The organism is Halobacillus sp. A5 (assembly GCF_024189315.1).
GTDB lineage: Bacteria > Bacillota > Bacilli > Bacillales > Halobacillaceae > Halobacillus_A.
The window spans coordinates 680,970-703,724 of record NZ_JAIZEO010000003.1; the positions used below are offsets into that span (position 1 = coordinate 680,970).

At 40.8% G+C, this 22,755-nt stretch carries 21 protein-coding genes, 1 rRNA gene, 1 riboswitch and 1 other annotated feature; of the genes, 18 read left to right on the forward strand and 4 right to left on the reverse strand.

Going from position 1 to position 22,755, the window contains the following annotated elements; all coding sequences use genetic code 11:
- Positions 1–178 precede the first annotated feature (178 nt).
- The 8 genes from LF822_RS15220 to LF822_RS15255 all read left to right on the forward strand — a co-directional run bounded on the left by LF822_RS15220 (position 179) and on the right by LF822_RS15255 (position 8,808).
- Positions 179–1,570, forward strand: a complete 1,392-nt coding sequence (locus LF822_RS15220) for an isochorismate synthase (RefSeq protein WP_253924911.1) — start codon at positions 179–181, stop codon at positions 1,568–1,570.
- On the forward strand, positions 1,570–3,306 hold the full coding sequence (gene menD, locus LF822_RS15225; protein ID WP_253924912.1) for a 2-succinyl-5-enolpyruvyl-6-hydroxy-3-cyclohexene-1-carboxylic-acid synthase: 1,737 nt from the start codon (positions 1,570–1,572) through the stop codon (positions 3,304–3,306). Before LF822_RS15220 ends, menD begins: the two co-directional genes overlap by 1 nt.
- A gap of 3 nt (positions 3,307–3,309) precedes the next feature.
- Positions 3,310–4,104, forward strand: a complete 795-nt coding sequence (gene menH / locus LF822_RS15230; RefSeq protein WP_253924913.1) for a 2-succinyl-6-hydroxy-2,4-cyclohexadiene-1-carboxylate synthase — start codon at positions 3,310–3,312, stop codon at positions 4,102–4,104.
- 72 nt (positions 4,105–4,176) lie between these two features.
- Entirely contained in the window at positions 4,177–4,980 is an 804-nt protein-coding gene (menB, locus tag LF822_RS15235; RefSeq protein ID WP_371925929.1) for a 1,4-dihydroxy-2-naphthoyl-CoA synthase, read from the forward strand.
- A gap of 81 nt (positions 4,981–5,061) precedes the next feature.
- On the forward strand, positions 5,062–6,543 hold the full coding sequence (locus LF822_RS15240) for an o-succinylbenzoate--CoA ligase (protein WP_253924915.1): 1,482 nt from the start codon (positions 5,062–5,064) through the stop codon (positions 6,541–6,543).
- Positions 6,530–7,645: an o-succinylbenzoate synthase gene (menC, locus tag LF822_RS15245; protein ID WP_253924916.1), complete on the forward strand. Its 1,116-nt coding sequence runs from the start codon at positions 6,530–6,532 to the stop codon at positions 7,643–7,645. Before LF822_RS15240 ends, menC begins: the two co-directional genes overlap by 14 nt.
- Before the next feature lie 9 nt (positions 7,646–7,654).
- Positions 7,655–8,407 (forward strand): hypothetical protein, encoded by a 753-nt coding sequence (locus LF822_RS15250; protein ID WP_253924917.1) that lies wholly within the window; start codon positions 7,655–7,657, stop codon positions 8,405–8,407.
- A gap of 62 nt (positions 8,408–8,469) precedes the next feature.
- The gene (locus tag LF822_RS15255) at positions 8,470–8,808 is read left to right on the forward strand and encodes a hydrolase (RefSeq protein WP_253924918.1); all 339 of its coding nucleotides are present in this window, start codon (positions 8,470–8,472) and stop codon (positions 8,806–8,808) included.
- Positions 8,809–8,827: 19 nt separating this feature from the next.
- Here LF822_RS15255 and LF822_RS15260 read toward each other — a convergent pair whose 3' ends face one another.
- Positions 8,828–9,646 carry a DUF6612 family protein gene (locus LF822_RS15260; protein ID WP_253924919.1) on the reverse strand — a complete coding sequence of 273 codons (819 nt, stop codon included), beginning with the start codon at positions 9,644–9,646 and terminating at the stop codon, positions 8,828–8,830.
- Between the two features lie 173 nt (positions 9,647–9,819).
- Between LF822_RS15260 and ytkD the strand changes: the two genes are divergently transcribed.
- Positions 9,820–10,299 (forward strand): RNA deprotection pyrophosphohydrolase, encoded by a 480-nt coding sequence (gene ytkD / locus LF822_RS15265; RefSeq protein WP_253924920.1) that lies wholly within the window; start codon positions 9,820–9,822, stop codon positions 10,297–10,299.
- Positions 10,300–10,527: 228 nt separating this feature from the next.
- Here the strand turns inward: ytkD and pckA are convergent, their stop codons facing one another.
- A complete protein-coding gene (gene pckA / locus LF822_RS15270) occupies positions 10,528–12,117 on the reverse strand; it encodes a phosphoenolpyruvate carboxykinase (ATP) (protein WP_253924921.1) in 1,590 nt (529 codons plus the stop codon).
- Positions 12,118–12,268: 151 nt separating this feature from the next.
- Here pckA and LF822_RS15275 point away from each other — a divergent pair, with 151 nt between their 5' ends.
- Both LF822_RS15275 and metK read left to right on the forward strand, forming a co-directional pair.
- A complete protein-coding gene (locus LF822_RS15275; protein ID WP_253924922.1) occupies positions 12,269–12,643 on the forward strand; it encodes a thiol-disulfide oxidoreductase DCC family protein in 375 nt (124 codons plus the stop codon).
- Between the two features lie 60 nt (positions 12,644–12,703).
- A riboswitch (SAM riboswitch) is annotated at positions 12,704–12,817 on the forward strand.
- Between the two features lie 190 nt (positions 12,818–13,007).
- A complete protein-coding gene (metK, locus tag LF822_RS15280) occupies positions 13,008–14,207 on the forward strand; it encodes a methionine adenosyltransferase (protein ID WP_253924923.1) in 1,200 nt (399 codons plus the stop codon).
- Positions 14,208–14,513: 306 nt separating this feature from the next.
- On the opposite strand, the gene LF822_RS15285 is transcribed toward metK, so the two are convergent.
- A complete protein-coding gene (locus tag LF822_RS15285) occupies positions 14,514–15,029 on the reverse strand; it encodes a gamma carbonic anhydrase (protein ID WP_253924924.1) in 516 nt (171 codons plus the stop codon).
- 60 nt (positions 15,030–15,089) lie between these two features.
- Between LF822_RS15285 and LF822_RS15290 the strand changes: the two genes are divergently transcribed.
- Both LF822_RS15290 and LF822_RS15295 read left to right on the forward strand, forming a co-directional pair.
- Positions 15,090–15,866: an alpha/beta hydrolase gene (locus LF822_RS15290; RefSeq protein WP_253924925.1), complete on the forward strand. Its 777-nt coding sequence runs from the start codon at positions 15,090–15,092 to the stop codon at positions 15,864–15,866.
- A gap of 48 nt (positions 15,867–15,914) precedes the next feature.
- Positions 15,915–16,952 (forward strand): tetraprenyl-beta-curcumene synthase family protein, encoded by a 1,038-nt coding sequence (locus LF822_RS15295; protein ID WP_253924961.1) that lies wholly within the window; start codon positions 15,915–15,917, stop codon positions 16,950–16,952.
- On the opposite strand, the gene mnmM is transcribed toward LF822_RS15295, so the two are convergent.
- On the reverse strand, positions 16,932–17,525 hold the full coding sequence (mnmM, locus tag LF822_RS15300) for a tRNA 5-(aminomethyl)-2-thiouridylate-methyltransferase MnmM (protein WP_253924926.1): 594 nt from the start codon (positions 17,523–17,525) through the stop codon (positions 16,932–16,934). The two genes, LF822_RS15295 and mnmM, sit on opposite strands and share 21 nt — an antisense overlap.
- Positions 17,526–17,666: 141 nt before the next feature.
- On the opposite strand from mnmM, the gene LF822_RS15305 reads away from it, so the two are divergent.
- From LF822_RS15305 to LF822_RS15325, 5 genes are all read left to right on the forward strand, one after another.
- A complete protein-coding gene (locus LF822_RS15305; RefSeq protein WP_253924927.1) occupies positions 17,667–18,611 on the forward strand; it encodes a WD40 repeat domain-containing protein in 945 nt (314 codons plus the stop codon).
- A 211-nt stretch (positions 18,612–18,822) separates the two neighbouring features.
- Positions 18,823–19,035 (forward strand) — a binding site (T-box leader).
- A gap of 78 nt (positions 19,036–19,113) precedes the next feature.
- Positions 19,114–21,528 (forward strand): leucine--tRNA ligase, encoded by a 2,415-nt coding sequence (leuS, locus tag LF822_RS15310; RefSeq protein ID WP_253924928.1) that lies wholly within the window; start codon positions 19,114–19,116, stop codon positions 21,526–21,528.
- Positions 21,529–21,648: 120 nt separating this feature from the next.
- Positions 21,649–21,960: a rhodanese-like domain-containing protein gene (locus tag LF822_RS15315; RefSeq protein WP_253924929.1), complete on the forward strand. Its 312-nt coding sequence runs from the start codon at positions 21,649–21,651 to the stop codon at positions 21,958–21,960.
- A 20-nt stretch (positions 21,961–21,980) separates the two neighbouring features.
- The gene (locus tag LF822_RS15320) at positions 21,981–22,316 is read left to right on the forward strand and encodes a rhodanese-like domain-containing protein (protein ID WP_253924930.1); all 336 of its coding nucleotides are present in this window, start codon (positions 21,981–21,983) and stop codon (positions 22,314–22,316) included.
- Positions 22,317–22,643: 327 nt separating this feature from the next.
- Positions 22,644–22,755: ribosomal RNA gene (locus tag LF822_RS15325) — 16S ribosomal RNA — on the forward strand; the annotation flags it as partial.

Genomic DNA, 22,755 nt, shown 5'->3' on the forward strand with positions numbered 1-22,755 from the left:
ATATCAACTTAAGTTTAGGGAAACGGTATTAAAGTGTCAATGATTGTAAGAGTATGTTAGAAAAAATGGGGATTCCTTGAGTCCTGAAGAGAAAGAGAATAAAATAGAGTAGGGTCTGTTTAATCTTAGCTAAGACCGATTAAATGCAGCGTCCCTGATTGGGATGGGAGGAATTTTCATGCTTCATACAAAAATACCTCAGATCGAAGAGATCATAGAGGGAGCAATAAAACAGGCTTATTTGAGTAAAGAGCCGCAGTTTATTAGTATTGTAAACCAAATTGATTATACAGATAGTATTGCTTTTTTAGATCGTGCAAATAAAGTAGACAAGCATCGTTTATTCTGGCAGAGTGCGGACGAAGAGTTTACGCTGGTTGGAGTTGGCTCAACCAAAAAAATCTTATCCTCTAACTCCCACCGTTTTAATGAAATAGAGGCAGTCTGGAATGAAGTTCAGCAGAAGGCAAGCGTGTACGACATTCTACATGAGAAAGGGACGGGTCTTGTTTCAATTGGCGGCTTCAGTTTCGACACAAAACAGGATAACAATGCCCCGTGGGCTAATTTTCCCCACAACCAAATGACGATCCCGATGTATCTATTAACAAATAAAGGTAACCAGTCTTTTCTTACCACTAATATCCTTATAATGGAAGAAGATCACAAGCAGCAGATTGTGCATCAAATTTTAACGGATCATGAACAATTGTTGACAGCTGAGAGAGAAGAATTGAATCTTCCCGATCGTATCGGCCGTTTAGATGTTGCACCGGAAGAATGGAAGGAGATTGTAAAACAAGCTACCGACGACATTAAAAATAACAAACTGGAAAAGGTAGTATTGGCCAGAGAGGTGAGAGTGAAATTTAGTCATGACGTACAACTCGCTGCAGTAATTGAAAAGCTTTGCGAAACTCAAATAAACAGCTATGTTTTTGCCATTGAAAGCGGTGGGGATTACTTTGTAGGGGCTACACCTGAAAGACTCGCTAAAGTTGATAACCAGGAATTGATCTCTACATGCCTGGCAGGTACGGTTCCTAGAGGACATTACCCTGAACAAGATGAGCAGCTCGGAGAAGCGTTACTGAATGATCCTAAGAACAGACAAGAGCATGACTTTGTTGTTCAAATGATTCGCGAGGCTGTGGAAGCCTGCTGTTATAATGTTTCAATTCCACAGGAGCCGGTGGTATATCCTTTAAGAAACTTACAGCACTTGTATACCCCTGTTACGGCTACCCTGGAAAAAGGATATACTTTATTAGATGTAGTCGCCCGTCTGCATCCCACTCCTGCACTTGGGGGGCTTCCTCAGAAAACTTCAGTGGACTATATCAGGGATCATGAAGTTTTGAATCGCGGCTGGTATGCTGGTCCATTAGGGTGGTTTGACGGAAAAAATAATGGAGAATTTGCGGTAGCCATTCGATCTGCTTTAATTCAAAAAAATGAAGCATCGTTGTTTGCGGGCTGTGGTGTTGTAGAAGATTCTGATCCTGAAGCCGAATTTGAAGAGACAGGTGTCAAACTGAAACCGATGCTTTCAGCTTTAGGAGGATACTAATGGAACACACTGCAACGCTTACTAAGTATATAACACACTTTGTAGACCAGTTAAGCTATGCTGGAGTCGAAGACGTAGTGATTTCTCCCGGCTCAAGATCTACACCTCTGGCTGTTACTTTCCGAGAGCATAATGAAATTAACCACTGGGTTAACCTGGACGAACGATCTGCAGGTTTCTTTGCTTTAGGAATAGCTAAAGACAAGCAGCAGCCAGTCGCATTAGTTTGTACATCCGGAACAGCTGCTGCCAACTATTACCCTGCTATAGTGGAAGCATACTATAGCAGGGTTCCTTTGCTGGTTCTTACTGCCGATCGGCCTCATGAGCTGAGAGACGTAGGGGCTCCTCAGTCCATTGAACAAATTCAAATGTTCGGAGGATATGTAAAATGGTTTCATGATTTAGCCCTGCCCGAAGAACGACTCGTTCCTTATGTCAGAAAACAAGCTTTAAGGGCAGTAAATGAAAGCATATCAGGGCTTCAGGGACCGGTTCATGTTAATGTCCCTTTAAGAGAGCCGTTAACTCCGGATTTTACAACAGAAGGGTTATGGAGGGACGATTATAATAGGCCTTTTCCTAACTTAATAGAAGGGTCTTTTGTATTAAGTAAAGAGCAAACAGACCATTTCAAAGAACTAATTCTAAGCAATCGTAAAGGTTTAATTGTTTGTGGACCTCAAACTGACAAAGAACTCCCGCAACACCTTGCTGAACTATCTTCAAAAGGGGCCCTGCCTGTTCTGGCTGACCCGCTCTCTCAATTAAGGTCTGGTGCACACGATAAAATGAATGTCATTGAAAGCTATGATTCATTTCTGCGCTCTGAAGCTTTTAAAAATGAGCTGAAGCCGGACTATATTATTAGATTAGGGGCTATGCCGGTTTCCAAGGCATACTTACAATGGATTCAAACACACGGAGAAGCCATCGAGCATTATGTAATAGATGAATATGCAAGTCACCGGGAGCCTTCAGGTGTCCCTTCGACTTTTGTTGCTGCCGATAACGTACAGTTTGTGAGGCAATTGGCCGCTGAACTAGAGGATAAGGGCAGTGATACTCCGTGGTTAGCGAATTGGCAGAGCCTAAACATTGAAACTAAAAAAATTATGCTGTCTCAGCCTGGTGCAGCGTTGAATGAAGGGCATGCAGTTGTCTATTTGTCAGAAGCTATTCCTGAAGAATCAATTCTATTTGCGGGGAACAGCATGCCGATTCGAGAAGTTGACAGTTTCTTTGCGGCTTCGCCTAAAAATATTACGATTATGGCAAACCGGGGAGCGAACGGTATTGATGGAGTTGTATCCACTGCTCTGGGAGCGGCTGCAAGCGGAAGAAAAACCACATTAATGCTTGGCGATCTATCTTTTTTTCATGACTTAAATGGATTATTGATCGCTAAACAGAAGAACATTAATATTACGATCGTCGTTATTAACAATGATGGCGGCGGCATTTTTTCTTACTTGCCTCAATCTTCACAAAGCGAATATTTTGAAGAATTGTTTGGGACGCCGATGGGGCTGGACTTCCAAAAAGTAATTACTATGTATGGGGGAACTCACCGTAGAGTGATCGATTGGGAAGGATATAAAGAGGCACTAGCCTCCAGCTATGAAGAACTGGGACTTTCGGTGGTAGAGGTAATGACAGATCGGGAGAACCATGTGGATTTTCACCGGGAAAGGTGGAACGAAGTGGCTGCCCTCGCAGAAGGGTGGTCAAACTAATTCATGTTTTTAAAAACAGATCATAGAAAATATTGGGTAGAAGATACAGGTACAGGGGATCCAATATTTTTATTGCACGGTTTTACAGGGAGTACTAAATCTTTCGACCGTCTTATAACAGACCTCTCGTCCTCTTTCAGACTTATTTCCATAGAAATGCCTGGGCACGGAAGGACCGGGGAGGTAGGAGTTATCTCCATGGAAGAATTCTCACAGGATTTAAAGCAGCTGATTGAACATTTTTCCTATTCGAAGGTCAATCTACTTGGCTATTCAATGGGGGGGAGAGCCGCTCTTTCATTTGCAATGCTGCAGCCCCAATATGTAAACAAACTGGTGCTTGAAAGTTCATCGCCTGGTTTGGAGCTTCAGCAAGAAAGAGCAGCCAGAAAGTCTGCAGACCAGAAACTTATAGAGATGCTGCTCTATCAGGGGATTGAAACATTTGTAGAGTATTGGGAAAGGATTCCTTTATTTGACTCCCATAAGAAACTGCCCGAACATGACCGCCTAATATTAAGAGACGAACGGCTCCGGCATAATGTCCGCGGACTTGCCCAATCACTTGAAGGAATGGGAACCGGACAGCAGCCTTCCTGGTGGCAGCAACTTTCGAGTTTAAAAAAGAGGGTATTGTTAATTACTGGAGAAAATGATGAGAAGTTTGTTAAAATTAATAATAGGATGAGTGAACTTCTTCCAATTTGCGAGCTGTTCGTTGTAAAAGGGGCTGGGCACACTATTCATGTCGAGGATCCAGGAACTTTCAATGAAATTGTAGAAGATTTCATGCTATAATTACTTTGGTAATGTAATAAGCAGGAGTGCTAATTTACTGATCTAGGAGGCTTTATTGTGAAATATAATTGGATTTCAGAACGTAACTATGAAGATATTCTTTATGAAACTTATGAAGGAATCGCTAGAATTACAATCAACCGTCCGGAAGTTCGTAATGCATTCAGACCGAAGACGGTTCAGGAGCTGATCGATGCTTTCGCTTATGCTCGTGATGATTCTAATATTGGAGTCATTGTCTTAGCCGGTGCAGGAGATGATGCATTTTGTTCAGGTGGAGACCAAAGTGTCAGAGGTCATGGAGGCTATGTAGGAGATGACCATATTCCTCGATTGAATGTCCTTGATTTACAGCGTTTAATCCGTGTAATCCCGAAACCAGTAGTGGCTGAAGTTTCAGGTTACGCAATTGGCGGCGGCCACGTGCTACATATTGTTTGTGATTTAACAATTGCCGCAGATAATGCTGTCTTTGGTCAAACAGGACCTAAGGTAGGCAGCTTTGATGCGGGATATGGCGCTGGTCTGCTGGCACGTATTGTCGGTCACAAAAAAGCACGTGAAATTTGGTACTTGTGCCGCCAGTACAGTGCTAAAGAAGCGCAGGACATGGGGCTTGTTAACACAGTGGTTCCATTGGAACAGCTTGAAGATGAGGTGGTTCAGTGGGGAAGAGAAATGCTTGAAAAATCTCCAACCGCACTTCGTTTTCTTAAGGCATCCTTTAATGCAGATACGGATGGCCTGGCTGGTCTTCAGCAAATGGGCGGAGACGCGACGTTACTTTATTATACTACTGATGAAGCGAAGGAAGGCCGTGACTCGTTTAAAGAAAAACGAAAGCCGGACTTTAAACAGTTTCCTCGTTTCCCATAATACGACTAGAAAGGCTTTCCCGCTGAGGGAGAGCCTTTTCTTTGAGAAGAAACGATTAAGCTATGGAAAGAAGGAATACGTATGACAGAGATTCCACATTGGTTAGAGAAACAATATGAACTGCAGCCTTCTGCAGTTGCTGTTGAAACCTCAGAGGACCAAAAGATAACTTATGAGGAATTAAGGAGTCAAAGTCGGATGATGGCCTCAGGACTTATAAACAGAGGTGTTTCTAAAGGGGATCACATTGCTTTTTTAGCAGACAATCACTTTAATTACGCTGTGTTTATTCATGCCGTCAGCTATGTCGGTGGTATTGTGGTGTGTTTAAACACAAGGTTGACCCCAAGTGAACTGGCTTATCAAGTTGTGGATGCTGAGGCTGATTATTTTGTAGTCGATCACCATTATGCTCAACTAGGAAAACAAACCGTTGACTCGAGCGATTTGGACCTGCAAATAGTATCCTTAGAAGCATTGCCTCAAACAGAAAAGAACAATGATTTAAAGGAAACTATAAATTTTAATGACCGTTTTACTATGATGTATACCTCAGGAACTACCGGCAGTCCTAAAGCAGTAATTCACACGTATGGCAATCACTGGTTCAGTGCGGTTGCTTCCGCGTTGAATCTCGGTTTATCTGAAAGTGATAAGTGGCTGGTATGCTTGCCGCTTTTTCATGTTGGGGGATTTTCCCTTTTAATGAAAAATGTGATCTATGGGATGCCCGTAGTTTTACTTGAGAAGTTTGACCCCAGTAAAGTGAACCGTTTAATTGTAGAGCGAAACATCTCCTTAATATCGGTGGTTACAGTAATGCTGCAGAGAATATTGGAGCATAAAAAAGGGGAATACCCAGTATCGTTTAGAGGAGCATTGCTCGGGGGTGGGCCAGCACCTGAACCACTTCTTAACAAGGCTTTTCAATTCAATATTCCTGTAATTCAAACATACGGGATGACCGAAACAAGCTCGCAGATATCAACGCTGCGCCCACAGGATGCTTGGCGTAAGTTAGGTTCTGCCGGCAAGGCTCTCTCTTCAGCGTCCGTTAAAATAGTATCTGATGGTAAAGAATGCAGCCCTTATGATATCGGAGAAATACACGTGAAAGGCCCGATGGTATCGATTGGATATTATCACCACGAGCCCCATAGAGAAGACTATTTATCTACAGGAGATCTGGGTTATGTGGATCAGGACGGATTTTTATTTGTAGTCGATCGCCTAAAGGATATGATAATTACTGGCGGAGAGAACGTGTATCCAGCAGAAATTGAAAGTGTCCTTCAAGAAGTGGAAGGCATCCAGGAAGCTGCTGTAACTGGAATGAAACATTCTGAGTGGGGAGAGGTACCTGCTGCATTTGTAGTGAGAAAAGATAATTGGAGTGTAACCATTGAAGAGCTGAGAATTTATTGTATGACTCGTTTAGCAGGATATAAAGTCCCTGTTGAATTTTATTTTATTGAAGAACTACCAAGAAATGCTTCAAATAAAATAGTTAGAAGAAATTTACATTCTTTAATTGATAAGGAAGGGCGCAATGGAGATAAATAAAATAAAGTTGTACGAGGTTACTATTCCTTTAAAATTACCATTTCAGACCCATAGTGGGAAGCTGACGAATCGAACAGTGATTATTGTAGCTGCAGAGGATGCTGAAGGTCGCATAGGCTATGGAGAAGTAACTGCATTTTCTCTACCCTTTTATACTTCTGAAACCATTCATACAGCCTGGCACATAATTAAAGACATCTGTCTCCCTTATATTGATTTCAAGAAGCTTTCCCACCCTGCTGATTTTCCAGCCGCGTCAGAATTTATTAGAGGGCATCAAATGGCGAAGGCTGGAGTAGAAGGGGCTTTATGGGACTTATATTCTAAACAGTTAAATGTAAGTCTCTCCACATTAATCGGCGGCCGGAGAAAGACCGTTAAAGCTGGAGCTGTCTTAAGTTTATCAAGCGATCTAGTTTCAGAAGTTGAGCAGCTATTGGAAATGGGTTATGAACGGTTTAAGCTGAAGATTGATAAAGGCAGGGAAGAGCAAACGATTTCTAAAGTTAGAGACTTTTACCCTGAACTGCCGATTATGATTGATGCTAATGGTATGTATGTGGCCGAAGATTTACCAACTCTTAAACGGCTCGACAAATACGGGCTGATAATGATCGAACAGCCATTTAGAGCTGGAGATTTTTATACGCATCAACAGCTTCAACAAGAAATGCAGACACCTATATGCTTAGATGAATCAATTGCAAGCTTTCAGGATACCGTGCAGGCTTTAGCGATGGGAAGCTGCCGGACAGTCAATATAAAAATCAGCAGAGTAGGCGGTTTAACGGAAGCAGTACGCATTCATGATTATTGTAAAGAATATAATATTCCAGTGTGGTGTGGAGGAATGGTTGAAACCGGAATATCTAAAGCACACAATTTAGCTTTAGCATCTATGAGCAATTTTACGATTCCAGGAGACATTTCGCACTCTACCCGATATTTAGAGCAGGATATTATAAGTCCTTATTTAGAGGTCATCGAAGGAAAAGTAACGGTCCCTGTTGAAGCAGGGATTGGTGTTAATGTGGACAACAAAGCTTTAAAGACTTTTACTACTCATTTTTATCAGTATAGGGTTAATGAATCATTGATTTGAGGTGACGCGTTGCGTTTTCTAAGTAAAGAGGAAGAACTTTTTCTCCACGAACGCTTTAGATATTTTTTAGACGATGAAGATGAGGTTTACGAAATAATTAAAGGGACTCGTTTAAAAACGAAGTCCGGCGTCCAGCAGACGATTGACTGCATCTATGCTTATATGGAATCTAATTTCCTTATAACGTCAGCTTCCATTCTTTCTAAACGCTATGGCTATTATATAGCTAATGTCCCGCTGGCTGCTATGACTTTATTTGATAAACTGCCTCAGATGGACTTAGAAAATATTGAGTTGATGCAAACTACTGATGAACAAAAATGGTTTCCAAAGTTAAAGTTAAAATCAAAGAAAGTAAGTGAACCTGGCAAATTCAACCGGCAGGACTGGATGAATGCTGAACTTAGCAAACTTTTTTCTAATCAGGTCAGACCTTTATTTCTGCATATTAACCAGTTAACCCGGCTTTCAATGAATGTGATGTGGGAAAATATCGCCATTTATATGTTTCGCTTTTACGAAAGGGAGCTTCCTCAATGGTATGATTCAGTGACAGCCAGACGCATGCAGAAAGACCTTCTATATATTATAGGACACCTGCCGGGAAGCGCATTTGGTACGAAAGAAAATCCTTTTGGGTATTTCATAAATCAGCCCATTATGAACACTGGAGCGAGACAAAGGAAGTGCTGCTGCTTATCGTATAAGCTTCATTGTGACAGTAATTTCTGTAAAGTTTGCCCTCACTTGAGGAACAGCTGAATAATACAGTTATAAAAGTTTCCTTTTTGCTAAACCTAATCGTATAAAGGAGGTCTGTGCAAATGGGTAAACAGCCGTATTATGTCAATATAGGCACACGGGAAATATCAATTAATCACGATGCAAATAATGATGATTTCGTTATTTATGCTGATGAAGGGGATCTGTTGTTATTAAGAGAAATGTTTGATGAAATGTACAATTCGGATACGAGAGCATTCTTTCGTGCTCATGTCCCATTTGATCCTTACCATAGGGATCAGGCAAATGATGAATTTGATGAAGGGATGAAATCTGCCTTTCGTAAAATCCACGAACTTGGTGATGAGCAGACGAAAAGCCATATTGCTTCTATGGGCGTCTTAGAAGATTTAGACAGTGAAAAGCCGCTTCAGAATTAGAAGCGGCTTCTGTTTTTCATTATGGAGTGGTGCCCATTCCTGGAAGTTCTTCCGCATCTTCGGTTACTTCTTCAGGAATTTGGATTTCTTTAACGTTATTGAAATTGCTGTATGTCCCGCTCATTTCTTGGCTGATCGCTGTTTCCTCTCCTTCTACATCCATGGTGAAGTCCATTTTGGCATCTAACTTCCTAGGGTAATAACTGTCTTTATCAACCTTAAAGGAATATTCTACTTTATCAACTGTCAATCCTTCTAGTGTATCTTCAGGCATAGTACCTTCAGGGAACATTTCTTCCATGGACTCTTCGATGAGAGATTGTACATTCTCACCTTCAGATGTAAAAGACAAAGTGTAAGAATTATCATTTTCTTCTAAATCAAATTCATCCACATAGTCTTTCAGGTTTTCAAGCTGATTACCTGGGGATTGTTCCTCAGAACTGATTTGATTTAACTGGTCAAGGAGTTCTTCAGGTGCTTTAAACCATCCGTCTTCTCCTGGCATGGACATATACATTCCGTCTTCTGTATAGTATTGTTCCATTGATTGACCCATGAAGTCCACTGTTTGGTGAAAAGCGACGGGATCCATCTGCATGTCGGAATCCATTGTAGTCTCTATAGGAACCCCTCCAGGAACAGCTGCTTCGGTATCCTCTGAATCGACGTCCATGTTCTGCACCATTTCCATTTTCATGGAGAAACTTTCTAATTCTTCAGAAGCCTCTGCTGATTTCTCGAATACATCTTTCGCTTCCTGTCCCTCTGCACTTGAGCATGCAGTGGCAGTAAGAAGCAGACCAGCCGCTGCTAAAGCTGCAAGTTTGTTTTTCATAAAAATCCCCCTTTTCGTTCTTCTATACATACGATTGAAAAAGTCGAAGGTTTCAAGTTTTCAGTTTTTGTGTAATATAAGTGTAACATTCACTATTGTTTTTAATCTTGAGTCCTTATGATACGATTTAATGCAGAAGTACATAACAAGTTATTAAAGGCAGTTGATTAAACGTGAAAACATTTTATGATTATTATAGAAATCAAGTGAAACTCTCTTTTGAGGATCATCCTTTTTCAACTGCACCTAAACATGTCTGGGTTATCTGCCGTTATAAAGAGCAATGGCTGTTAACCAAACATAAGGATAGAGGTCTGGAATTTCCGGGAGGTAAGGTTGAGCAAGGAGAATCCGCTGATGAGGCGGCTGTACGGGAAGTGAAGGAGGAAACGGGGGCTGAGGTCGAACGCCTTCATTATATTGGGCAGTATTATGTAGCTGGGAAAGGTGGAACTATTATTAAGAATGTTTACTTCGCTGAGATCTCCCATCTTGAAGAACAGCCTCATTACTACGAAACCGAAGGACCTGTCTTACTTAACCAATTACCAGATTCAATTAAAAACAATACACTCTACAGCTTTATGATGAAGGACGAAGTATTAACTGAGTGCTTAAAAATTATTAAATTCAAGCATCTTAATTCTTATTAGAAAGACTACTTTCTGCCAAGGCTTTTACACTTATAGTAACCTAACGCTCCCACATCGTGTGGAACCATGGAAAGGGAGTCGATTCCTAAAATCGGTTGCTCTTGAGCCTGCAAGGAGTGTGTACACCCTTTTGAGATGAAAGAGAAAACGATGGATTTTCAACAAATTGAAACCCGTGCCATTGGCACGGGTTTCTTATATATTGAGGAAATGAGGAAACGATTGTAATTACCTTCCGTAATGTGGTCCTGCACTAATAATATCAGGGCTCGCCTTCTTGAATTGTTTGAAATTCTTATGGAATTGATCTGCTAATTCATGAGCCTTCTGATCATAGTCTTTAGGGTTTTTCCATGTTTTTCTCGGAATTAAAACTTCATCAGGTACTCCGGGACAGTGCACTGGAATGTTCAAGCCGAATACGGGGTCAGTATACGTCTCTGCAGAATTTAACTCTCCTTCAAGAGCCGCATGGATCATTGAGCGTGTATGAGATAGTTTCATTCGCTGTCCTTCACCGTATGGACCGCCAGTCCAACCTGTATTTACTAAATATACGTCTGCATTAAATTGATCGATCTTTTCTCCTAGCATCTCTGCATATACTGATGGAGCTAACGGAAGAAATGGTGACCCAAAGCAGGCAGAGAAAGTTGCTTGTGGAGAGGTGACGCCTCGTTCTGTTCCTGCAAGTTTGCTCGTGTACCCGCTTAGGAAATGATACATTGCCTGTTCTTTTGTCAATTTACTTATAGGCGGGAGCACCCCGGTAGCATCCGCTGTAAGAAAAACTAGAGCGTTTGGGTGCCCTGCAATACTCGGGTCTACTGTGTTTTTAATATGGTGCAGCGGGTAGGCAGCTCTAGTGTTTTCAGTCAAAGACGTATCATCATAGTCAGGCTGATGGGATCCTTCATTTAAAATAACATTTTCTAATACAGCTCCAAAGTGGATAGCATCGAAAATTTGTGGCTCTTTTTCATGAGATAAGTTAATACATTTTGCATAACATCCGCCTTCGATGTTGGAAATACCATAATTGGACCACGCATGTTCGTCATCACCAATTAATTTACGGTCTGCGTCAGCTGATAATGTCGTTTTACCAGTTCCTGAAAGACCAAAGAAGAGAGCAACGTCCCCTTCTGTTCCAACGTTCGCTGAACAGTGCATCGGAAGTACATTTTGTTTAGGCAGTACATAATTCATGACTGAAAAAATTGATTTTTTAATTTCTCCTGCATATTCCGTGCCTCCGATAAGAACGACCCGGTGTTTAAAGGAGATCATAATAAAAGCTTCGGAATTAGTGCCGTCTACATCAGGATCTGCTTTAAATGTCGGTGCAGAAATGACAGTGAACTCTGCATCGTGGTGATTTATCTCTTCTTCTTTAGGACGAATAAACATTTGATGAGCAAACAGGTTGTGCCAGGCAAATTCATTGATGACTCTTAATGGCAGGCGGTATCTTTCGTCAGCCCCGGCAAACCCATTAAAAACGAAAAGCTCATCTCGTTTTTTTAGGTAATCCAACACCTTATGGTAAAGCTTTATAAACGTAAACTCGTCAATTGATTGATTGACTTTTCCCCAATTCACACGATCAGTAGATTCGTCATCTTTAACGATGAATTTATCGTGTGGAGATCGACCAGTATATTCACCGGTTGTTGCCTGGATTGATCCACTGTTAGTCAGCGTGCCTTCCTTACGCGCAAGAATCTTCTCTACTAGTTGTGGGACTGATAATTGGTGTTGGACATGTGATTCATTTAGAAGTTGAGTTAAATCAGACATCTGATTAATGGTGCTCATAAGTGACTACCCGCCTTTACTTAAAGATTTGGTTCTACTTTGAAACAAAGTATAACACATTAGATTCATTAATCCATACTATTAATTGAAATTGCTTTCATTTTATTTTATTACATATTGAGCTATAATGTTATTGAAGGGATGTGAAATAGTGAACAAGCCTATAATTTTATATGATGAAAATTGTTATTTGTGCAGGCAGACCAAATTAATCTTACAAACCTTTGACTGGTTTAACCTATTTAAATGGATGGCTATTCAAAAAGAAGATGTGTCTAAATTTAAAATTAATATCAACGATTTATCTAAAGAATTACACTTAATTACCCCTTCTAAGAAGATTCTAAAAGGGTACGACTCCCTTAGGTATGCGTTTATAAGAACTCCACTAACTTTCGTAGTCGGTGCCTTTATGTACATGCCAGGCATGAGAGTGATAGGGGAACCTTTATATCGACTAATCGCAAAGAACCGATATCGTATCTTCAAGAACCGTTGCAAAAACGGCTCGTGCTCCATGTCATAAAGACGGAAAACTAATTGACATGGTTGCGGTATTTCGATACTATTAGTCCGAACGGATACTCTCTTATCCAGAGTGGTGGAGGGACAGGCCCAATGAAACCCGGCAACCCGTCAGTAATCTGACATGGTGCTAACCTGGAGCAAGGCTCAATTATTCAGCCTTGGACGATAAGAGCGAAAGGAACTAGCACCTTTCCTCTTTTTAGCAGGAAGGGTTTTTCTTTATGTGCAAAGCACTTAAGCCTTTCAAATTATAACTTTAAATATAAAACACAAGTGAAGTTTACCTGTGTGATAAACTTCTAAAGAAAAACTGGAAAGAGTTCCGTCGAATTCTCATAATATAGAAGGAGGAGTTTTTTAGAATGCCTGCTAATCGCCGGTTATTCACATCGGAATCTGTCACAGAAGGACACCCTGACAAGATTTGTGACCAGATTTCTGATGCGATATTAGATGAAATCTTAAAAAATGATCCAAATGCCCGAGTTGCCTGTGAAACTACAGTGACAACGGGGCTGGTATTAGTATCAGGGGAAATAAGTACCAATACGTATGTAGACATTCCTTCTATTGTAAGGAAAACCATTAAGGAAATTGGATATACAAGAGCTAAATATGGTTTTGACGCGGATACTTGCGCGGTTCTTACAGCAATTGACGAGCAGTCACCTGATATTGCAGGTGGGGTTGATGTTGCACTCGAATCAAGAGAAGGTCAGATGAGTGAGGATGAAATTGAAGCAATTGGTGCAGGAGATCAAGGCTTAATGTTTGGATTCGCGAATAACGAAACTGAAGAGCTTATGCCTCTGCCTATTTCACTAGCTCACAAAATAGCTAAACGCCTTTCTGATGTAAGAAATGACGGAACATTAAGTTACTTACGACCTGATGGGAAAACTCAAGTCACTATCGAATACGATGAAAACGATCTTCCGGTAAGAGTGGATACCATTGTGATCTCTACACAACATGCAGAAGAGATTACGCTGAAACAAATTCAAAAGGATTTAAAAGAAAAAGTCATTAATCCAGTCGTGCCGAGCCGCTTGATTGACGAACAGACAAAGTATTTTATTAATCCTACAGGCCGCTTTGTAATTGGCGGACCTCAAGGTGACGCTGGATTGACTGGAAGAAAAATTATTGTGGATACTTATGGCGGTTATGCCCGTCACGGCGGAGGAGCCTTCAGCGGGAAGGATGCGACAAAGGTTGACCGCTCAGCAGCTTATGCAGCTCGTTATGTGGCAAAGAACATTGTGGCTGCCAAACTCGCCGAAACCTGCGAGGTTCAGCTTGCTTATGCCATTGGTGTGGCTCAGCCCGTTTCTATATCTATTAATACTTTTGGCTCAGGTAAGGTTTCGGAAGAGCAGCTTGTAGAGGCAGTAAGAGAATTGTTTGATTTGCGTCCTGCCGGTATTATTAAAATGCTTGACCTTAGACGCCCTATCTATCGTCAAACTGCTGCTTACGGTCATTTTGGACGCACAGATGTTGCTTTTCCGTGGGAACAAACTGATAAAGCTGAGCTTTTAAAGCAAAAGGTAAATCAATAAGATAGAGGAGCTGTCTCAAAAAGCCCTCTTAACATTAATAATAAAATCACTGAATTACTAATTGAAAAATCGCTCCTATTCGTTTAATTGCTTGAACACGAATGGAGCGATTTTTTTGTTTATATAAATAGATGAGCTGTCACGGAAGGGTTATTTCCAGCAGGTGCAGTGCTTAACCTTACAGAATAAGTAACAGGCAGTCCGTCGTGGGTCTGCCTGCTTTTTGAATAAAAGAAAACCCGCGGATGACATTCCGCGGGTTTTCGCCCATAAATCGAGAAAGGCGCCCATAAGTCTATCCTTTTTCTAGCTTGACTGTTGTTCTTTATAAACCTGCCCTTTCTCTACATACGTGGATCGAATGCGGTCGAGTTCTTTGTAATCTTCTTCTGATAATTCTCTTACTACTTTGGCAGGACGGCCAATGGCCAGCGTTCGTGGAGGTATTGTTTTTCCAGGAGGAACGAGGCTGCCGGCTCCAATAAAGGCCTGCTCCCCAATTACTGCCCCATCTAAAATAAGGGCCCCCATGCCGATTAGTGCATTTTTCTTTATATGGGCAGAATGCAATGTGACTTGATGGCCAACGGTTACCCCATCCTCAATGATTAAGGGCTGATCAGGACTCTGATGCAGCATGCTTAAGTCCTGTATATTAACCTCTTTCCCAATATGGACCGGGGCAACATCCCCCCGGATTACGGTTTTAAACCATATGCTCGAATATTCCCCGATCGTTACATCGCCTGTTATTACGGCATCTTCAGCTATATATACGTTGGCATCAATCTTTGGTTTTATTCCTTTATACTCGCAAATCATTATGAACCCCCTTATAATTATAGTTAATTTAGTATAACAAATAGACGAGGAGAAGTTGGAATGACTCCTGATAAATTAGCTACAATAATTATTGTACATGGTGCTTTTGAACATTCCGGCAGATATAATCATCTGGTTGAACAACTGCAGAAGGATAACTTTGAAGCAGTCATACATGATCTGCCTGGCCAGGGAAGAACAGAAGGATTGAAAGGGCACATCCGCTCTTTTTCCGATTATATAAATAAAATAAAAGAATGGGTTGAAGAAGCAGATGATAACCTGCCAGTTTTTTTATTGGGTCACAGTATGGGCGGGGTTATCGTAGTGAGGGCACTTCAAACCTATAATTTAAAAGTAAACGGGGTAATACTTTCGTCTCCGGCTTTTGCTATTAAAAATGGGGCGGGTAAACCTATGGAAGCGGCATCCCGGTTATTAAACTATATTTGGCCGACTTTTAGAGTAACTCGCGCTTTGAAACCGGAATCTATTACAAAAAACCCGGAAATAATCGCCCGGCATAAGAAGGATAATCTTATAATTGATAAGGTTTCAGTCAGGTGGTATAACGAATTTCAGCGTTCGATTAACAGGACTTTTAAAGAAATAGATAAGTTCCCTAATCTTCCTCTGCTCGTCATGCAATCAGGAGATGATTTAATTGTAGATCCTTTAAAAACCTACCAGTGGTTTCAGGAAGCAGACTCTTCTGAGAAATCATATAAAGAGTGGCCGGGGTTTTATCATGAGATATTTAATGAAGTAGAGTGGCAGCTTCCGTATAAATATTTACATAACTTCTTACACCAACAGCTGCCGGGGCATTACATATAAGGAGAGATTAATGTGAGTGAGAAAGTTCCTGAACGTGCACTTCCTTTAATGGTGTGTGTCTATAGACAAGTTTTTCCATACGTGCATAAACAGTTGAATCATTGGAAGAAATTGGCTGAAGCAATACCAAACACTGAATTACAGACTCAAGCTTTAGCCAGTATTCAACAGAAAACGTTCCACTGTGAAGGGGGAGGCATTTATTCGCTTCTGGCAAAGGAAAATTGGCGCGAAGCTGTTCGGTTTATCGTAGCCTATCAAACGATAAGTGATTATTTAGACAATCTGTGTGATCGCAGTACATCAATGGATCCCAAAGATTTTCGTATGCTGCATAGATCGATGACCGACGCATTAAACCCTGAAAATGAATTAACAAACTATTACCTCTATAGGGAGGATAATAATGATGGTGGTTACCTGCACTCTCTCGTTTTAACCTGTCAGGAAGTGTTGCGAGCTTCACCACACTACAAAAAAGCTCAGGCGTCTGCGACGAAATTAGGCTTTTTGTATAATGATTTACAAGTACATAAGCATGTACGAGAAGAAGAGAGAATTCCTAGGTTAAAGAAATGGTTTGAGCACTATCAGGAGGAATGCTCTCATCTTGAATGGTATGAGTTCTCGGCATGTGCAGGATCTACACTGGGCGTTTTTTGCCTGGTTTCTTATGCACTGAGCGGAGAAATGACCGAAGAGTTGGCGGAACAAGTAACCGGCAGTTACTTTCCTTATATGCAGGGCTTGCATATTCTTCTTGATTACTATATTGATCAGCAGGAAGATGAAGAGGAGGGTGATCTCAACTTTTGTTCTTACTACGATCATGAACAGTTAATGAAAGAGAGGTTTGTTTATTTTGTGAAACAAACAAACCTCTCGATTAAAAAGCTGCCTCATTCAGCTTTTCACGAAATGATCCATAAAGGGCTCGTGGGCTTATATTTAGCTGACCGTAAAGTTCAAGCGATCAGCCAGGCGAAAGGTTTTGTGAAAGCATTGCTTCGTGCGAGCGGAAAGAAAGCGACTTTCTTTTATTACAATACAAAGATGTACAATAAGTTAAAGTCGCTGCATTCCTAGCTGCTTCTTTTCGATAGCAATAATAAAGGGCGGCGTGTTCTTCTGGTTGATAAACCCATATTGAAGTACGCTGTAGGTCTTCTGGTCAAGGGATTGCACATATTGAAGTAATGCGTCTTTTTCGTCTCCTCCTCCAGGATGACCATGGTAGACTACTACCACGATTATTCCGCCTTTATTTAAATGATACAAAAGCGTTTTTACTGATCGGATAGTAACCTCCGGTGTGGTGACAACTTGTTTGTCGCTTCCCGGCAGGTACCCAAGATTGAAAATGGCTGCCTTTAACCGTGCCAGGTCATCTTCCGGGATTGTAGCTTTAATTTCATCATGACTGATTTGGAGGATGGTGGCACGGTCAGACAAGTTATGTGTGTTCAACCTTTCTAATGTATTTTCAATAGCCTGGTGCTGTATATCGTATCCATAAACATGACCACTTGAACCAACGAGTCTGCATAGATGAACGGTATCATGCCCATTTCCGCACGTCCCATCAACCGCTACATCGCCTTCTTTAAGCGTTTGTTCTATCAAATCATGGGCATAATGTAAAATTCTTTTTAACTTCATTTCCTATTGGCTCCTTATCATCCGTTTAAATACTGCATTATTTTAGCATGAACGAAAGCTTCCATAAACTTATTAAAAAAGCTTTCTGAAAGAATTGCTCTTGATAATTGAACCTGTCTATGTTGGGAGGGCTGCTCATAAATGAAGTGCTTTAAAAGTAAATACCCTTTCTTCATAAAGACTAAATTAATGAAAGCAGGTGTTCGAATGGAGATCAAAGTCATTCAAGCTCACTCGTCACATGTAAATAAAGTGAAGTACCATCCTAATGAACGATTGTTGGTTTCAGCTGGTTTTAATGGAGAGTTGTATTTATGGGATGTAGATTCAGGAAAGAAACTAATGGAGTTTAAAGGACATAATCAGACGGTGAATTGTGTTATTTGGCTTGAAAAGGGGAAAAAACTGCTGTCTGCTTCTGGAAGCGGAACCATTTTAGTTCATGAAATTTCTTCCTCTGAACCTGTTCAAAATCTTCAGGACTTAAAATCTGGAGTCAGCCACATGCACTTAACATGTGACAGCCGCTACCTTCTGACGAGCAATAAAAAGTCTATGTTAAGAATACGAGAGTGGCCGGACGGAGATCTCATACACAAATTAAAGAGCGACCAGCAAAACAGTGGAGTCTTAGCAACTGCAGACAGGAGCCTTCATGCGGTAGTAGGCGGAGTCGGTTCGAGACTCCGCCGCTATTTTATTCCTTCAGGCGAAGTATTAGAAGAGTTTGAAGGACATGAGACAGCTGTGATGGGATTCAAGTTTTTTGATAATGATCATTATGGAGTGTCTGCAGGATACAACGGGAGTTTAGTTATATGGGATATGACAAAGCACCAAAAGCTGGAGACCTATCATTTAGGAGGTGAAGGGTATTATTCGATTTCATTATCCCCTGATGAAAAAGAAGCAGCTATAGCCATGCCTTACCAATTAATCAGACTTCGTCTTCAAGACTTAAAGTCACAAAAACTAATACTTCCCGCAAAAGGTAATTATAGTGTAGATTATCTTTTTGATGGCAGGCAATTGGCGATAGCTTCTGCAGATAAAAATATCCGGCTGATTTCAATAGAAGGATCGTAAGCTAACCCTTATTTCGATTTTTAATCTGCACCACCCGTTTAGGTGTATTTACTGTACGCTTAATGTTGTTTTGAGAAGGAGAGTCTGTTTTACGAATAGGTTTTTTCATGAAGAATCCTCCTTTAATGAAACTTATTCCCAATTTATTCCGCGCAGTAAACATGAGAACTTGACAAAGAATGACGGTTTCAATAGTATACAAAGTAGATATGTAAAGACGTTGAAAAGGAATAGTAATAAAGTTCCTCAAGTACTAGAGAGGCAGCGGCAGGTGAAAGCTGTTCTTGAGCCTTTATGAACTCGCCTTGGATGTCGAAGAAGAGAAAGCGTGATCTTCTTCCGGCTGAATCACCGATATCGATTGCAAGTGAGCGTGTAAACGTTAATTTGGGTGGTACCGCGGGAGAAGTCTCTCGTCCCTTGTTCAGGGATGAGTGGCTTTTTTTATTTAAATTTAAATTACGAAGACACTTAGATAGTTTAATAAATAGGAGGAAGACAAATGGCATTTGATCACAAGGCTATTGAAAAGAAGTGGCAGACCTATTGGTTAGAAAACAAAACCTTTAAAACAGATACTAGCTCAAATAAAAAGAAATTCTATGCTTTAGACATGTTCCCTTACCCGTCAGGATCCGGGTTACATGTAGGGCACCCTGAAGGTTATACTGCGACGGATATTCTCTCACGAATGAAGAGAATGCAGGGCTATGAAGTTTTGCATCCGATCGGATGGGATGCTTTTGGTCTTCCTGCTGAGCAGTACGCACTTGATACAGGTAACGATCCGGAAGAATTTACAAAGCAGAATATTGCTACTTTTAAAAGACAAATCCAGGAGTTGGGTTTTTCCTACGATTGGGATCGTGAAATAAATACAACAGATCCAGATTATTATAAGTGGACGCAATGGATTTTCCTTAAGCTATACGAAAAAGATTTAGCTTACATTGATGAGGTCGCAGTAAATTGGTGTCCTGCACTAGGAACAGTACTTGCAAATGAAGAAGTGATTGATGGTAAAAGCGAACGAGGGGGGCACCCTGTTGAGCGTCGTCCTATGAAACAGTGGATGCTGAAAATAACGGAATATGCTGACCGGCTGCTCGAAGATTTAGAAGAGCTTGACTGGCCAGAAAGTATTAAAGATATGCAGAGGAACTGGATAGGTAAGTCAGAAGGAGCCGAAATTACTTTTGATATAGCGCACAATAATGCTTCTTTCGATGTGTTTACTACACGGCCGGATACGCTGTACGGAGCTACTTATGCTGTTCTTGCACCTGAACACCCTCTTGTCAATCAAGTCGTAACGCAGGAGAAGAAAGAAGAAGTTGACCGCTATATCGACGATGCTCAAAATAAAAGCGAACTTGAGAGAACAGATCTAGCGAAGAATAAATCAGGAGTGTTTACAGGGGCTTATGCTATAAACCCAATTGATGGAAACAAACTTCCCATCTGGGTCGCGGACTATGTATTAATGAGCTATGGAAGCGGAGCCATTATGGCTGTACCTGCCCATGATGAACGAGATTATGAGTTTGCAACTAAATATGATCTTCCTATCATTGCCGTCTTAGAAGGTGGAGATGTGGAAGAAGAGGCATTTACAGGAGACGGTCCCCACATAAATTCTGGAATATTAAATGGTTTGGATAAAGAAGAAGCGATAGAAAAAGTCATTCAATGGCTGGAAGATAATAAAAAAGGTGAGAGAAAAACGACTTACCGTCTGAGAGATTGGCTTTTCAGCCGTCAGCGTTACTGGGGAGAACCGATTCCGGTCATCCATTGGGAAGATGGAACAATTACCGCTGTTCCTGAAAATGAATTACCTGTACGTCTCCCGAAAACAACAGAAATTAAACCTTCTGGAACTGGAGAATCGCCGTTGGCTAATATTGATGATTGGGTCAATGTTGTTGATCCTCAAACAGGATTAAAGGGGCGTCGTGAAACGAATACTATGCCTCAGTGGGCAGGAAGCTGCTGGTATTTCCTTCGCTATATAGATGCTGGTAACGATGAAATTTTTGCAGACTTTGAGAAGTTAAAAAAATGGCTTCCTATAGATGTATATATTGGAGGAGCTGAACACGCTGTTCTCCATCTTCTCTACGGCCGGTTTTGGCATAAAGTTTTATACGATGTGGGCGTAGTGCCAACGAAAGAGCCTTTCCAAAAGCTTTTTAACCAAGGGATGATTTTGGGAGAAGGAAATGAAAAAATGAGTAAGTCTAAAGGGAATGTAGTGAATCCTGATGACATCGTGTTTACTCATGGGGCAGATACACTGCGCCTGTATGAAATGTTCATGGGACCTTTGGAAGCATCAGTAGCCTGGTCTACAAATGGATTAGACGGAGCGAGACGTTTCTTAGACCGTGTGTGGCGTTTATTTACAGAGGAAGGCAGACTATCCCATGTGGTAGTAGAAGATAGTAAAGAATCTACACTGGAGAAAACTTACCATGAAACAGTGCAGAAAGTGTCAGAGAATTTCGAAGAACTGCGGTTTAACACTGGGATATCTCAAATGATGGTATTTATTAATGAGGGGTATAAGGTCGAAGAAATTCCAAAAGAATACGTAAAGGGCTTTGTAAAGCTGCTGTCACCAGTTGCCCCTCACTTAGCTGAAGAACTATGGAACTTGCTTGGATATACAGAGAGTGTCAGCTATGAAGAATGGCCTTCATTTGATGAAGAAAAACTTATAGAAGAAGAAGTTGAAATCGTAATCCAGGTTATGGGGAAAGTCCGGGCGAAAATGATGGTGAGCCCAGAAGCTTCAAGAGAAGACCTTGAAAAAGCTGCCCTGGAAAACGATAACGTACAGGAGTGGCTTGAAGGGAAAACAGTACGCAAAATTATCGCTGTTCCTGGCAAGTTAGTTAATATCGTAACGAATTAATCTTTAAAAACTATCTCCTTTTTAAAGGAGGTAGTTTTTAGTGTATAGTTCAAATTCTTGACTAGTTCTCTTAATTTATTAAAATAAAAATGAAATTAAATTAAAATGAGGAGGATGGGTATGAGCGTAGTAAAAGTCATAACTCCTGAAGAATTGCAAAAAGCGCTAGATGAAAATAAAGACCTCAAAATTATAGATGTGCGGGAAAATGAAGAAGTAGCCCAAGGAATGATTCCCTCTGCTCAGCATATTCCATTAGGCAATGTCCCGGAAGAAGCAGGAAATCTCGATCCGGAAAATGAATATGTTATGGTGTGCAGATCTGGAAGAAGAAGTATGAATGCTTCTGAATTTCTTAAGGAAAAAGGCTTCCATAGAGTTCACAATCTTGAAGGTGGTATGTTGGAATGGAAAGGTGAACTAGTATTTTAAGGTGAGAGAGGACTTATAGGATGCTTGAATTAAGTATAGTTGTTACTGGAGCACTGATTTTCACTATCTTTAGAGGGTTCTACCATACCTTCGTATTAAAACCATTTACAAATCAATCACCATCTAGAGATGATTTTTGTGTCATTGATATTCGTGATTATATTTCTGCTCATCGTTCTCCTTATCCAGGAGCTGAGAATATTCCATTAAGCTATCTGCAAAGAGCGTTAAAGGATCGTTTTCAATGCACAAAAGATATTCTGCTGGTAACTGATGATAAAAGAGGAGCTAAACTGGCAGCTCGAATGATTAGAAAGAAAAAAGGAAAAAACATTTATTATGTTAAAGCTGTATAGCGAATAATAAAACCAGGGCTGTAATAATTACGAGTCCTGGTTTTATTTTCGGCTTGACTTTTATTTTTATATTGGTTATTATATTAAACGTTGCTCTTTTAAGAAGCGACTTTCTAGTAAACAAGTAAATTGTGAGAGAAAATCTTTCAACAGTATTGACTTATTTTGAAGAACTATGGTAGAATTTACTTACTGTCGTTAGGCAGTAGCGCATTATTTGATCTTTGAAAACTGAACGAACCAACCAGTACGTCAACATCTTCTTTCTATATAGAAGGAAGTAAAACAAGCACATTCGGTGTGCAAATGAGCAAGTCATTCTCAACTTTTATGGAGAGTTTGATCCTGGCTCAGGACGAACGCTGGCGGCGTGCCTAATACATGCAAGTCGAGCGCAGGAAACCAGCAGATCCCCTTCGGGGGTGACGCTGGTGGAATG